At 38.5% G+C, this 13,956-nt stretch carries 9 protein-coding genes and 1 pseudogene; 9 read left to right on the top strand and 1 reads right to left on the bottom strand.

What is annotated here, in order from left to right; translation table 11 throughout:
• Positions 1 to 71: 71 nt before the first annotated feature.
• The 4 genes from NYE63_RS02025 (at position 72) to NYE63_RS02010 (ending at position 6,017) form a co-directional block, all read left to right on the top strand.
• The gene (locus tag NYE63_RS02025) at positions 72 to 1,388 is read left to right on the top strand and encodes an MFS transporter (protein WP_342603883.1); all 1,317 of its coding nucleotides are present in this window, start codon (positions 72 to 74) and stop codon (positions 1,386 to 1,388) included.
• A gap of 45 nt (positions 1,389 to 1,433) precedes the next feature.
• Positions 1,434 to 2,615: an aminotransferase A gene (locus NYE63_RS02020; protein ID WP_342603882.1), complete on the top strand. Its 1,182-nt coding sequence runs from the start codon at positions 1,434 to 1,436 to the stop codon at positions 2,613 to 2,615.
• A gap of 25 nt (positions 2,616 to 2,640) precedes the next feature.
• Complete coding sequence (locus NYE63_RS02015) at positions 2,641 to 4,317, top strand: M20/M25/M40 family metallo-hydrolase (RefSeq protein WP_342603881.1); 1,677 nt, start codon at positions 2,641 to 2,643, stop codon at positions 4,315 to 4,317.
• A gap of 317 nt (positions 4,318 to 4,634) precedes the next feature.
• On the top strand, positions 4,635 to 6,017 hold the full coding sequence (locus tag NYE63_RS02010; RefSeq protein ID WP_342605661.1) for an amino acid permease: 1,383 nt from the start codon (positions 4,635 to 4,637) through the stop codon (positions 6,015 to 6,017).
• Between the two features lie 203 nt (positions 6,018 to 6,220).
• Here the strand turns inward: NYE63_RS02010 and NYE63_RS02005 are convergent.
• Positions 6,221 to 6,684 (bottom strand): annotated as a pseudogene (locus NYE63_RS02005) (Ger(x)C family spore germination C-terminal domain-containing protein); the annotation flags it as partial.
• Positions 6,685 to 6,819: 135 nt separating this feature from the next.
• Here NYE63_RS02005 and NYE63_RS02000 point away from each other — a divergent pair.
• The 5 genes from NYE63_RS02000 to NYE63_RS01980 are packed head-to-tail and all read left to right on the top strand — an operon-like array spanning position 6,820 to position 11,748.
• Positions 6,820 to 7,581: an IclR family transcriptional regulator gene (locus NYE63_RS02000; protein ID WP_342603880.1), complete on the top strand. Its 762-nt coding sequence runs from the start codon at positions 6,820 to 6,822 to the stop codon at positions 7,579 to 7,581.
• A gap of 17 nt (positions 7,582 to 7,598) precedes the next feature.
• A complete protein-coding gene (locus NYE63_RS01995; RefSeq protein ID WP_342603879.1) occupies positions 7,599 to 8,552 on the top strand; it encodes a sugar kinase in 954 nt (317 codons plus the stop codon).
• A 13-nt stretch (positions 8,553 to 8,565) separates the two neighbouring features.
• Positions 8,566 to 9,192 carry a bifunctional 4-hydroxy-2-oxoglutarate aldolase/2-dehydro-3-deoxy-phosphogluconate aldolase gene (locus NYE63_RS01990; RefSeq protein WP_342603878.1) on the top strand — a complete coding sequence of 209 codons (627 nt, stop codon included), beginning with the start codon at positions 8,566 to 8,568 and terminating at the stop codon, positions 9,190 to 9,192.
• A gap of 50 nt (positions 9,193 to 9,242) precedes the next feature.
• Positions 9,243 to 10,391 (top strand): galactonate dehydratase, encoded by a 1,149-nt coding sequence (gene dgoD / locus NYE63_RS01985; protein ID WP_342603877.1) that lies wholly within the window; start codon positions 9,243 to 9,245, stop codon positions 10,389 to 10,391.
• A gap of 31 nt (positions 10,392 to 10,422) precedes the next feature.
• Positions 10,423 to 11,748 (top strand): MFS transporter, encoded by a 1,326-nt coding sequence (locus tag NYE63_RS01980; RefSeq protein ID WP_342603876.1) that lies wholly within the window; start codon positions 10,423 to 10,425, stop codon positions 11,746 to 11,748.
• Positions 11,749 to 13,956: the final 2,208 nt, after the last annotated feature.

The following is a 13,956-nucleotide window of genomic DNA, read 5'->3' as shown; positions in this document are numbered from 1 at the left end:
CTAGGCTCCCAACATAATCCTGTTTTATACTTTTTCAGTTATCAATTCTTATAAAGGAAGTGGATAAAAAGATGAAACAAGTGAAGGTCGATAAGCAGGTAGAATTAATCGCCGAATCTCAAGGGAAGGAAAGAAAAATTGGATTACGTTGGGGAATGGGTTTGATCTTTTTTATTATAGGTTTGATAGCGTACATGGACCGAGCCAATCTATCTGTGGTCGCTAAACCGATGATGGATGCTCTAAATATGAACAAAGTTGAATTTGGACTTTTGTCTTCCCTCTTTTACGCAGGATATTGTATTGCTCAAATTCCAGGGGGGATGCTGGCAGAAAGGTTCGGGTCAAGGAAAATCATTATAATTGCGGTTACCTGGTGGTCTGCATTTACAGCACTTACAGCGGCCTCTACGTCTTACGTTGTATTATGCATTGTAAGATTTTTATTTGGTGTTGGAGAGGGTCCAATGTATCCAGCCAACGCTGTCTTCAATACATACTGGTTCCAAAAACATGAAAAGGGACGAGCAGCAAGTGCATTATTAGCCGGTTCTTTCTTCGGACCTGTTATAGCACCAGGAGTTTCAGTGGCAATCATGCTGCTTTTTGGATGGCAAGGCGTTTTCTATAGTTTCGCTATTCTCGGCATCGGAATTGGCTTCATTTGGTATATTGTAGGTCGTGATAAACCAGAAAATCATCCTTGGATTTCTGAAAAAGAAAAAGTTCTTATATGTGAAAATCGAAGCATCACCGGAACAGAAAAGAAGACCGCCCCGTGGAAGATGTATCTTAGAAACATCCGATTTTGGGCAGTTGGGATACAATACTTTGTCGTCATCTATATGAACACCTTCTTTTTAACATGGTTACCTACTTATTTAATGGAAGCACGAAATTTCTCATTAAAAGAAATGGGGGTTGCTGCAAGTTTCCCTTGGCTGGCTATTTGTTTCACTGTTCTAGCTGGAGGCGCCGTATCGGATATCATCTTACAAAGAACAAACTCACGAATGAAGGCTCGAGGTAGTCTAGCATTGATCGGATTCATTTTTTTCATTATCGGTTTGTATTTCGCTGCCTACTCCACAAGTCCTTGGATGAACGTTGTCTGGTTGACACTAGCACTTGGCGCTCTTGGGCTGCCAATAGTTACTTCTTGGGCAACCGCAAACGATTTAGGTCAAGAATTCGCAGGATCTGTCAGTGGTTGGATGAACCTTTGGGGAAGTATTGGAGGAATAACGTCTCCGATTATCTGCGGATGGTTTGCACAGGAAATGGGTTGGAATACAACCCTTTTAATCAACATCATCCCTATCGGACTTGCTATTTTCTTATGGTTTCTCATTAAACCTGATCGTCCATTAATTCCGGCTGAAAATTAGAAACACCATGTAAGATCAAAATTAATAAAAAAGGTGATAGGACAAATGGAAATTTCGATAAATAAAAGCGTCTCAACCATCAAGATTCCCGGTATACGGACATTTTCCAATATGGTGATCCATTATACCGATGCGATCAACCTTACCCTTGGTCAGCCAGATTTCGCAACACCTGAACATATAAAAGAAGCTGCAATAACAGCGATTAGACAAGATCGTACAGCCTATACACATAACGCGGGCCTATTGAGCCTACGGGAGGCTGCCGCAGATTATGTATTTCAAAAGTACAATCTCGTCTACAATCCTGAGGATGAAATCATTGTAACAAATGGTGCAACTGAAGCCATTGATAGTGCGTTCCGAACCATTTTACAAGCAGGGGATGAAGTCATTCTTCCCTCTCCCATTTATCCTGGATACGAACCGTTAATTACATTATGCGGAGCAGTTCCGGTTTACGTTGATACGTCAAAAAATTCTTTTAAAATGAATGCTGAAATGATTAAGAATAAACTAACGGAACGAACACGCTGCATTGTTCTTTGCTCACCTTCAAACCCTACCGGAAGGATGTTAAGTGAAGAAGATATCGTTGAAATTGCTAATGTACTTAGAAATAAAAACATCTTTGTTGTATCAGATGAAATCTACAGTGAACTGTCTTATGATAAAAAGCATTGTTCAATTGCCTCTGTTCCAGGGATGAGGGAAAAAACCATCATCATTAACGGACTTGCAAAATCCCATTCTATGACAGGTTGGAGAATTGGTTTTACTTTTTCGCCTTCCTATTTATCTAGCCAAATGTTAAAAGTCCATCTTTATAATTCAGTATGTGCCAGCACAATTAGCCAATATGCCGCAATCGAAGCTTTAACCCAAGGGAAGGATGATCCGAGACAGATGGTTGAAGAGTATCGAAAACGAAGAGAGTACATCTGCACACGGCTTACCGACATGGGTTTAGATGTGGTCAAACCAGATGGTGCCTTTTACGTTTTCCCTTCTATAAAGTGTACAAAGATGAAATCGTTTGATTTTGCGCTGAAGCTGCTCCAAGAGACAAGTGTTGCAGTTGTTCCTGGCGATGCGTTTTCAGAGTTTGGAGAAGGGTACATAAGGATTTCTTATGCGGCTTCTATCGAAACGCTTGAAGAAGGATTAAACCGAATGGAGCAATTTGTCCATTCATTAAAGCATAAGCCGTTAGCAACTATTAAATAAAAAAATTTTTAAGGAGATAACAATCATGTACAACAAAATTCACAACATGACAATGCCTGAAAAAGTAGAAACACTTACACGTGCTCTTGTAAGTATTAACAGCATTAACGGAACAATTGGCGAGGTGGAAGTTGCTAACTTTGTAAAAGAAACTCTTCTAGGCTTTCCGTATTTTCAACAAAACCCATCTCAAGTATGGGAACAGCCGGTTCCAAACGATCTACTGGGCCGGAAAAATATATTTGCTTTAGTCAAAGGGAAAACAGAGACAAAAGATACAATTATTTACCATTCACATTTGGATACGGTTGGTATTGAAGATTATAGCAACATGAAAAAAAATGCGATGAATCCGGATGCGTTAGAAGATTTTTTCAAAATGTATGAATTTGACAAAGATGTAAAAAAAGACGCTCAATCAGGAGAGTGGCTGTTTGGAAGAGGGTCCGTTGATATGCAAAGCGGGATCGCAATACACATTGCCAATGTTCTCCACTTTTCCGAACATCCCGAAGAATTAACGGGTAATATTCTGTTAATGGTGAACCCTGATGAAGAAAGTCAGCATAAGGGAGTGATATCTGCCATTGCTGAGTTGAATCGATTGAAAGAGGAGCAAGGATTGTCTTATACGGTAGCCATTAATGATGACTTTATTACTCCTTTATATGATAATGACCCTCACCGCTATATTTATACGGGAGCAGCAGGAAAGCTTCTGCCGAGTTTCTATATTTATGGTCGCGAGGCCCACGTAGGTGACACGTTATCCGGTATTGATCCAAACTTTATTGCGGCTGAGATAACGCGCCGTGTCCATAATAACTTGGATCTAGCCGAAAATATTGACGGTGAATTGGTTCTCCCTCCTTCTTGTTTGTATCAACGCGATACAAAAGAATTTTACAATGTTCAAACCGCTACTAGTAGCTACCTCTATTTTAACTACTTTGTTTATAAAGCGACGACGAAAGAAGTCATGGATAAATTAATTGCTGTTGCGGTTGAGGCCTGCAGGGAAACAGAACATGTTCTATTCAAGCATTACAACGATTTTCTCATGCGTACAGGGTTGCCACCGAAAACACTATCCTGGAATATTGAAGTAACGAGTTTAGCCGATTATGTGGAAGAGTTGGAAAAGATGGGTATTAATACATCGGAAAGAATGAAGAAAGTGTTTAATGAGAATGAAAATTTAGAGCCAAGAATGCTTTGCTTCAAAATTATCGAAGCCTTACAAGAACTTGATCCGAATAAAAAGCCTCGGGTTATCATCTTTTTCGCGCCACCTTATCTTCCGCACAACTATTTAAATCAAGATAATGAAAGGGACGCTAATCTGGAAAATGCGCTAAAAGAAGTATTAGATGAAGTAGCAAAAGAAACCGACGAAAAGTTTGCACTGAAAAAGTTCTTCCCCTATTTGGCAGATGGCAGCTTTTTATCATTGCACGAAACTGACGAGGACATCCTGACGTTATTAAATAATTTCCCAGAATGGGAGTCCATTTATCCTTTGCCTATAAAGGACATTAGAAATCTCAATATTCCGTCCATTAATATCGGGGTATATGGAAAAGACGCTCATAAATGGACAGAACGAGTTTATAAACCTTATACTTTTGGAGTTTTACCCGGACTTTTAAGAAATGTAACGCTTAAGTTATTAAAAAAAAATGAGGAAATTTTCAGTAAGTAGATCCGGAAATGTAATGGCTTCAGAAGCTGGGAGGAGAAAGAAGCTCTTATTCCTTCCAAGCTTCCCTAAAAATTTGATGTTTATTTATATGTGCTTTTAAAACAGAATCTCGAATTATAAAAATGGTTAAAAGTTTGTGTAGTTTACTATATTTCCAGACTTTGGTAACTCGTATTAAATATGAATAAAAGTAGAAATGTCCACGAAGGAAGGTATAAATCAGCCTAATATTTGCATTGATTTCGTTTTATTAATCATCCAAGAGGGAATGGTGAAAATTGGGAATAAACAAAGGGAACGATGAATTAAAGCGCACGATGAAAAGCAGACATTTGTTCATGATTGCACTTGGTGGTGTCATTGGAACTGGATTATTTCTCGGTTCAGGATTTACAATTAGTCAGGCAGGACCCGGAGGAGCCATCCTTGCTTATATACTAGGTGGGCTTCTAATGTATCTTGTTATGCTTTGTCTCGGAGAATTAACAGTAGCTATGCCAAATTCAGGCTCTTTCCAAGCATATGCTACGAAATATATTAGCCCTTCAACCGGATTTACGATTGGCTGGCTTTACTGGTTGAGTTGGGCGAATACGATTGGATTAGAATTTACATCTGCAGGTATTCTTATGCAGCGTTGGTTTCCGGAAGTTCCTGTTTGGGTTTGGTGTATGGTATTCGGTATTATCATATTCTCACTCAATGCTTTGTCCACTCGTAGCTTTGCAGAAACAGAATTTTGGTTTTCTAGTATTAAAGTGACCGCTATTGTTCTCTTCATTATCCTTGGGGGGGCAGCTATGTTTGGTCTCATTGACTTAAAAGGTAATGAATCTGCCCCATTTTTCTCGAATTTCACAGGTGACGGTGGTCTCTTCCCAAATGGGATTCTCGCCATATTTTTAACAATGGTTACTGTGAACTATTCTTTTCAAGGAACTGAGCTCATTGGAATTGCTGCTGGAGAAAGTGAAAATCCAGACAAGACACTTCCTAGCTCCATTCGCAATATCATTTGGCGTACCTTGTTTTTCTTTGTATTGTCGATGTTCGTACTTGTTGCACTAATACCGTGGAAAACTGCGGGATTGGTTGAAAGTCCGTTTGTTACCGTATTTGACATGATTGGAATACCATATGCTTCAGATATCATGAATTTTGTTATTCTTACCGCTGTGCTATCTGTAGCCAATTCAGGACTGTATGCAGCATCAAGAATGCTCTATTCACTTTCTAAAACTGACATGGCCCCATCATCAGTAGGTAAATTATCTTCAAAAGGTATTCCGATGAATGCACTGATTATCACGATATCCGTATCGGCCCTCTCACTCCTTTCTAGTGTCGTGGCTGCTGAAACTGTCTATGTATGGCTTATTTCTATATCTGGTGTGATTACCATTGTCGTATGGATGTCTATTTGTGCATCACAGTTCTTTTTTCGAAAACGGTTTATAGCAGAAGGTGGAAATGTAAAAGATTTAAAATTCAGAACACCTCTTTACCCACTCGTTCCGATCTTGGGATTCGTGTCATACGGAGTTGTGTTAATTAGCCTTATTTTTATTCCTAATCAAAGACTAGGGCTATACTGTGGTATACCTTTCATGGTTGCCTGTTATATTTATTACCACGTAATAATAAAGAAGAGAAAAAAGCACAAAAGTGGTGAAGACAATGAACTTGGAAAAGCACAATGAGTTCATTGTGGAGTACCCGGTATGCCCTAGAACCATTTTAACTTTTAAAATATTAATACTAACTATTTGAATAGATCATTAGGTTCTATGTGAAGAAGATGTTTAGACATTTTAGTCTAAACATCTTCTTTTAATCTTTTCAATTTTCACGTCTATAGAGGATAAGAGGGTCTAATCGTATTGAACTTAAAGTCTCACTTCTTTCACCCTGATGTTCCATGATTTTTAATAGTTAATTTCACATGGTAGTTGATCGGAATTCCACTTAATGTTTGGTCCCAATCCTTTTTGACCTTCTTCCATACTCTAGGGGATTCAATTCAATCGATTCCCGAAGCCAGCACCGTCGACTTGGTATTCTTTTGCTTTTTTTTCACTACATTCCTCACCAAGCGTTTCACTTCTATTTCAGAGGTTTTTTCTGTTTTTTTAGAAACTCATTATTAAAAGAATTTCCCGCCCAATTTTCAGATAGCCTTCCCTCCGATTCAATGTTTACATCTAAAGAGATGTAGTTTTCTTTAACTCGAGGTTTAATACTGCTTTTCATAGACTCTATCTCAACTGACCAGTCTCTTTATCGAAGCTTTTCACTGCCCCCTTTTCCCTTACCTGTTATCCACGTTACGCCATCTAGTTCTTCCTCATTCAAAAAAACAATCAATTTCAATTCTTAAAATTTATTATTTTTAGAAAATTTAAAATTTAAATCTTGATATTTAGTTTCCCTATGATAATATTAAATCATCAAATCATATATAGGATATCAAATCATATATGTGATTTAAAGGAGAGTAAACAAATGTCCGTTAAATCTGCAGAAAGAGTTTTAAGAGTGTTTGAATTATTAAGCCAGAATCAGCATGGTTTAACAATCAAGGAAATTAGTGAATCCTTGTCTTTTCCACAAAGCAGTACTTCTGGTCTCATTAAAACGTTGTTAAATGAGGGGTATCTCTCTCTCGATTCCTATAATAAATATAAGTTAGGACCAAAGCTGATTCAAATTGGTAGCGCTGCTATGGATTCGTTGGATATTTCCTCTCAAGGGTTGCCTTATTTAAAAAAATTGATGGAGGATGTTCAAGAAACGGTATTCATGGCGGTGTTATCAGAGAATGAACTGGTATATGTTGCGAAAATTGATAACAACCGTTCTATTCGCACTACTGCACAGCCTGGAAGTCAAAAACCCTTATATTGCACAGGTCTCGGAAAGGCTTTTTTGGCCTTTTTACCTCAGCAACAAAGGACTGCTATCCTAGATAGTCTTGAATTACGCCCTATCACCGAGCACACCATCACAGACAAAAAGCTGCTTGAACAGCAGCTAACATTGTTTAATGAGCTTGGTTATTCGATAGATGATGAGGAAAATGAAGATGGTTTATTCTGTCTTGCTGCTCCGATTTATGGAACCAACCATACCATTCAAGCAGCCATCAGTGTTGCAGGTCCAAAGGATAGGATGATTAAGCAAAAGGATTTTATTGTAGGAAAATTGATTACCGCCGCAAAAGACGTTGCAACCAGTATTGGAAATGCAGGGAATAGTCAGTTTTAATGAAACGAGGTGTTCATATGGATGTTGTAAGTTTAGGGGAAACGATGATCTTATTTTCTGCTGAAGAAACAGGTCAATTACGTTACAACCGGAATTTTACTTCGAGAGTTGCCGGTGCTGAAACAAATACACTTATTGGATTAGCGAAGCTTGGCTATCAAACGGGCTGGATGAGCAGAGTAGGCAAGGATGAGCTTGGAAAACGTATCCTTTCAAGAATACGGGGGGAAGGCGTAGACACTTCCTTTGTAAAAGAAGATGAAAGCGCACCCACGGGTTTGTTTTTAAGAGAAAGAACAACTATCAATAGTTCAAGAGTCTTCTATTACCGAAATCAATCTGCGGCCAGTAAAATGGTCCCTGCAGATATGGAAGAAAGCTATATAGCCAAAGCAAAGTTCCTATATCTTACTGGAATAACACCCGCACTTAGTAAGTCTTGTAAAAATACCGTTTTACATGCAATAGAGCTTGCCAAGAAAAATGGTCAAAAAATCGTATTTGACCCCAATGTACGAAAGACGCTTCTTGATGATAAAACAGGTAGAGAAACGTTATTGGAAATAGCAGCAAAGTCCGATATCATTCTTCCAGGAATCTCGGAAGGATACTACTTATTCAAGTCAACAGATTGTGAGCAGATAGCGAGAGAATGTAAACAGTTAGGTGCTGAAATGGTAATAGTGAAACTAGGAGAAAAGGGAGCATACTATTCCACTTCTGATACTTCTGGTTATGTTCAGCCTTATCAAGTCGAAACGGTAATCGATCCTATTGGGGCTGGCGATGGATTCGCTGCCGGCGTATTATCCGGGATATTGGATGAAATACCTATTCATGAAGCGGTAAAACGTGGTTGTGCGATAGGAGCAATTGTTACATCTGTAAATGGTGATATTGAAGGGCTTCCAGATAAAGAAACACTTGAAAAATATATGAACCAAACCAATAAAGAGGATGTAATCCGTTAAAGGAGTGTTCAGAATGAATACGCTTACTCGTATTTTTGAAAATAAAATTATATCCATTGTCCGAGGGGCTAAGCCAGAGGATACATTAAAAATTGCCAAGGCTTTACGGGATGGTGGTATCAGATTAATTGAGATCACTCTTAACTCTCCTAATGCTCTAGAATCTATTGAACTAATTTCTCAAGAGCTTGGCGAGGAAATGGTGGTGGGCGCTGGTACGGTATTAGACCCTGAAACAGCCCGGGCAGCCCTCCTCGCAGGTTCAAAATTCATCTTATCTCCAACCGTACATCTAGAAACCATTAAAATGACGAAAAGATATGGTGCAGTTAGTATACCAGGAGCTTTCACCCCTACAGAAATTCTAACAGCATATGAAAATGGAGGAGATATTATCAAGGTTTTTCCGGCAAGTGCCGGTCCAAATTATTTTAAGGATATTCGTGGTCCGTTATCTCATATCCCTCTTTTACCTACAGGGGGAGTTACTTTAGACAATATAGCCGAGTTCCAAAAAGCTGGAGTTGTTGGTTTCGGAATTGGCAGCTCGCTTGTCGACGCAAAACAGGAAGTAAATGAAAGGTACTTAATGGAATTGACGCAAAAAGCTAGATCATTTGTTTCTGCTATTCGATCTTAAAAACATAGATGGCTATCAATTAACCTAAAACTACTAAGGAGAGATTAACTATGAAAATTAAAAGCTATGAATTATTCCAAGTACCACCCCGTTGGTTATTTTTAAAAATAGAAACAGATGAAGGCATTGTTGGCTGGGGAGAACCCGTAATTGAGGGAAAAGCGTCAACTGTTAAAGCTGCAGTTGACGAATTAATGGAAAATCTAATTGGTAAAGATCCACTTAATATTGAAGATCATTGGAATCTCATGTACAGAGCAGGATTCTATCGTGGAGGCCCAATCTTAATGAGTGCGATTTCCGGAATTGATCAAGCTCTTTGGGATATCAAAGGGAAATATTATAACGCCCCGGTCCACCAGCTTCTTGGAGGAAAAGCCAGAGACTCTATTAAGGTTTATTCTTGGATTGGCGGAGACCGTCCTTCCGATGTTGGTGAAGCAGCTAAAGAAGTGGTATCTAAGGGATTCACAGCGGTTAAAATGAATGGGACTGAGGAACTCCAATATGTGGACTCATATGAAAAAATTGATCAGGTGATAGAGCGAATTGCTGCTGTACGTGAATCAGTAGGCCCTCATATTGGAATCGGAATTGACTTTCACGGAAGGGTCCATAAACCAATGGCCAAAATCCTTGTAAAAGAGCTGGAAGCATACAGACCGATGTTCATTGAAGAGCCTGTATTACCAGAGAATAATGAAGCTTTGCGGGAAATTGTGAATCATACTGCGATTCCGATTGCAACCGGTGAAAGAATGTACTCTAAGTGGGATTTTAAAAAGCTGCTTACAGATGGATATGCCGATATAATTCAGCCTGATTTATCTCACGCTGGGGGAATAACAGAATGTAAGAAAATCATCTCGATGGCTGAGGCTTTTGATGTAGCAGCTGCTCCTCATTGTCCATTAGGACCGATTGCTTTGGCAGCCTGCCTACAAGTGGATGCTACGTGCCATAATGCATTTATCCAAGAACAAAGCCTAGGCATTCATTATAACCAAGGTAGTGATTTGCTGGATTACATAGTTGATAATCACGTGTTCAAATACGAGGAAGGCTATGTGAAGATTCCGGATGGGGCAGGACTGGGAATTGAGATAAATGAGGAGCATGTGAGAAAAATGACGGAGATTGGTCATAATTGGAGAAACCCTGTTTGGAGACACAAGGACGGTAGTATCGCGGAGTGGTAAAAGAAAATCCCAAATGAAAAAGGTGAGTACAGTGAATAAGAAAATGACAAAAGTTCGTTACGGAATTGTAATGATGCTATTTTTCACCGTAATTATTAACTACATGGATCGAAGCAATATTTCCATAGCAGCACCTTTTATTTCAAAAGAACTAGGATTGGATTCCGTAAGTATGGGGTTAATCTTTTCTGCGTTCGGCTGGACTTATTGTGCTTTGCAGATTCCAGGCGGGTGGCTTTTAGAAAAACTAGGAAATCGTAGAACTCACGCATACGGAATTGCGGGATTTTCCATCGCAACGCTTCTACAGGGATTTGCAAGCGGGTTTTCAGGGTTTTTCTTGTTACGGGTCGGACTTGGAGCGTTCGAAGCTCCTGCCTTCCCGACCAACAGTAAGGTTGCGGCTAGCTGGTTTCCAGAAAATGAACGAGCAAGAGCCATCTCCATCTACACATCTGGTCAATTTGTAGGCCTGGCTTTTTTAACTCCAACATTAGTGTTTCTCCAGCAGTCCGTAGGCTGGCGAGGGCTTTTCATTATAACAGGTATCATAGGGGTGGCTTGGTCCATTTTATGGTATGTTTTATATAGAGATCCACAGCATAGTAAGAGCATAAACAAGGCTGAAATGGATTATATCAAAAAAGGTGGAGCTATCATTGAATCTTCTTCTCGAAATGATGATTCACCTGTTAGAAAAATAGGTAAAAAAGATTTCTTGGCTGTTCTGTCAAGCAGAAAACTATGGGGAATATATATAGGGCAGTTTGCAGTAGCTTCCACACTATGGTTTTTCTTAACATGGTTCCCTACTTACCTTGTTGAATACAGAGGCTTAACATTCATTAAGTCTGGTCTTCTGGCTTCCTTACCATTCTTAGCAGCATTTGTCGGAGTTTTATTCGCAGGCTTCCTATCAGATTTCCTTGTTAAAAAAGGAGTATCTGTGGATATTGCAAGGAAAGTTCCGGTAATATCAGGATTATTGCTTTCCACTTCAATCATTGGTGCGAATTTCGTTGACAATACTAATCTAGTTATTTTATTCATGTGTATCGCCTTTTTTGGAAACGGTTTCGCTTCAATCACCTGGGTGTTTGTTTCATTGATTGCCCCAAAAAGGCTGATTGGAATTGCTGGAGGTACCTTCAATTTCATTGGTGGTACAGCATCAATTATTATACCGATTGTGATTGGCTTCCTGGCCAAGGGCGGTGATTTTTCTCCTGCACTTACCTTTATTGCTTGTATAACCTTTGCGGGAGCCCTGTCCTACATTTTCTTGGTTGGTAAAATCGAAAGGGTTCAGGATTTTGCTGATTTTGATTTACGGAATGGTAAGAAGATATCGAGCTAATGATGAATGCGTAGAATATCTCCAAACAACAAAGCAGTGCATCCCGAAAATTGGGATCACTGCTTTATTGTTTGGAGGAGCAAGACAGAAAACTACTTATACCCTAGAGGCTTGGAAGCCGTCACTTGGTAAGGCTAGATAATATAGAAGCTAAATGCAGTAATTATTGCTAAGACTAGCTTTTTACAAAAGTCCGATAAGGAGTATTATGTAAACTTAATAAAGTGAATCATCAATTTAATTTTTTTCCATTTCCACAGCCATTATCCCGCAGTTTAAATGAAAAAACAGCATAGTTGGTCATAATTTCCATTAACGTATTAACTTCATTAATATTAAACTCTTCGTTATGCTCGATAAAGAAATCCTATTTTGCAACTTGTATATAAGTTAAAAAAGCGTCATCACATACATTATTTACATTCTTATTTGAATTTTTTTAATACCCTACTATTAAAGCTAAAGTCAACTCTTACTAACTTATTACTAGTAAAGTAGAAAAGCACTATCATAAAAATATATCTTTACAACTTTATCTGAAAATCCTGCAATAATTTATCAATTTTACTCAATAAGTGTGCCTGGCTAAGAGTTTAGTCATATTTACTCTTTTTAATGTACTTATGTTTTACTACATCTTTTAGAAGCTTCTAATTTTGTCGATATCTACTCAGAATTTGTAGATATTTCTCGGGAAATTGTTGAAATTTGAAAATAGTGATTCTGAATAGTTGGAACAAAAGAATTTACACTTTTGATTTGATTGCCTTAGGTTTAAATAGTTATTAACGCAAATTAACACCTCAATATCGTAAAAGAGACTAAAAAAAGGTAATGAAACCTTTTTCTTATTGAAGTAATGTTTCGTATTGGTTTTTTTATTGTTCAGTTTTAAGCTATGACATATCGTTTGTCAGTTAGATGTACATTTCACACGTAGCTGCGCGTTCATTGGTCAAAAAATGAAGCTCTCTTTTAATCAAATGAGAACATGGGTTAAATTGTCATATGTATCGGGTAGCGCTATCTCTGTTTCATTGGTTCCATCTAATCTTTCTTTTTCTTGATACAATTGTCTTTAGCTCTGTCGTTTAGGGGGGCCGTATCGCGTAACGCTTTAAGCGTTTCGATATCGGATTGAACGAAGGTGTTTAATTCCCATTTTTTAACAACAACTATCCGTTTCGCTCTAAGTTTTAAACATACTATCGAACATTGATTTTGCATCTCCACTTCCTTGGAGAGGATGCTCATTCATTCGGATGTATATCTTGTCGCATATCGGACCTCCCTTTCTATTAAAGATGAAGGTTCTGTGGACTTATTTTCATGTTATATCGCCCAGCGATACGAAACACAAAAAAGAACCGATAAGCCCCTTTCTTGAGGAACACTATTAAGGATATGGATCTTGCTGGAGCTGGGAAACCGTTGTTTTAAGCTGAGACATATCGTTTGTCAGTGGACGTTCATTTCAAGCGTAGCTGCGAGTTCATTAGTTAAAACAATTATAATCTCTTTTATTTGTTTGGAATTATGGGTTAAGTTGTCGTATATATCGGGTAGCGCTATCTCTGTTTCATTAGATTCATCTAATCCATCTTTTTATAGCTACACAAGGTCTTTAGCTGTACTTTCTAGGAACTTGTCCGTATCGCGTAGCGCTATGTGCGATTCGATGGCAGATTGAATAAAGATAGGCAACCTCCATCTTAAAAACTCATATCCGTTTCGTTCTAAGTTTTGACCATACTTTTGAACAGTGGGTGTTGCATCCCCACTTCTTCCACTCCTTAGAAAAGAATACTCGTTCATTTGGATGTATATCATGTTTGCATATCGAACGCCGTTTTTCTATTAAACATAAAGGTTTTGAATCTATTTGCAAGTTATATCGCCCAGCGATATGAAACACATACAAAAAGAGCCGATCAATCCCTGTCTGGAGCAACTCTAGTAAGGATGTTTGAATGCAAGTTCTTAACCGTCTCAACTCCCATTTTATCAAACTGCCTTTTTTGCTTGCCTCAAATTGTGTATTTTGTTTTAGATGCATATCGCTTAAACAAATCTCTAATGAATTTCAATTGAGCCTTCGTTTGCCTTTGGTAGAACGTCCAATACATTGGTATCGCCGAGCTCTTATATAGCAGGCACCAAATCCTATAAAGTCGAAATATTCTTTCTTAATTCTGTGTTTCAGCTACG

It is taken from the genome of Peribacillus sp. FSL E2-0159 (assembly GCF_038643155.1).
GTDB classification, from domain to species: domain Bacteria; phylum Bacillota; class Bacilli; order Bacillales; family DSM-1321; genus Peribacillus; species Peribacillus simplex.
This window is presented reverse-complemented; position numbering and strand designations above follow the sequence as displayed.

Bases quoted from the DNA above. Each gene is read 5' to 3' on its own strand.
- dgoD (WP_342603877.1), top strand. From the start codon at position 9,243: ATGAAAATTAAAAGCTATGAATTATTCCAAGTACCACCCCGTTGGTTA.
- NYE63_RS02000 (WP_342603880.1), top strand. From the start codon at position 6,820: ATGTCCGTTAAATCTGCAGAAAGAGTTTTAAGAGTGTTTGAATTATTA.
- NYE63_RS02015 (WP_342603881.1), top strand. From the start codon at position 2,641: ATGTACAACAAAATTCACAACATGACAATGCCTGAAAAAGTAGAAACA.
- NYE63_RS02020 (WP_342603882.1), top strand. From the start codon at position 1,434: ATGGAAATTTCGATAAATAAAAGCGTCTCAACCATCAAGATTCCCGGT.
- NYE63_RS01990 (WP_342603878.1), top strand. From the start codon at position 8,566: ATGAATACGCTTACTCGTATTTTTGAAAATAAAATTATATCCATTGTC.
- NYE63_RS02010 (WP_342605661.1), top strand. From the start codon at position 4,635: ATGAAAAGCAGACATTTGTTCATGATTGCACTTGGTGGTGTCATTGGA.
- NYE63_RS02025 (WP_342603883.1), top strand. From the start codon at position 72: ATGAAACAAGTGAAGGTCGATAAGCAGGTAGAATTAATCGCCGAATCT.
- NYE63_RS01995 (WP_342603879.1), top strand. From the start codon at position 7,599: ATGGATGTTGTAAGTTTAGGGGAAACGATGATCTTATTTTCTGCTGAA.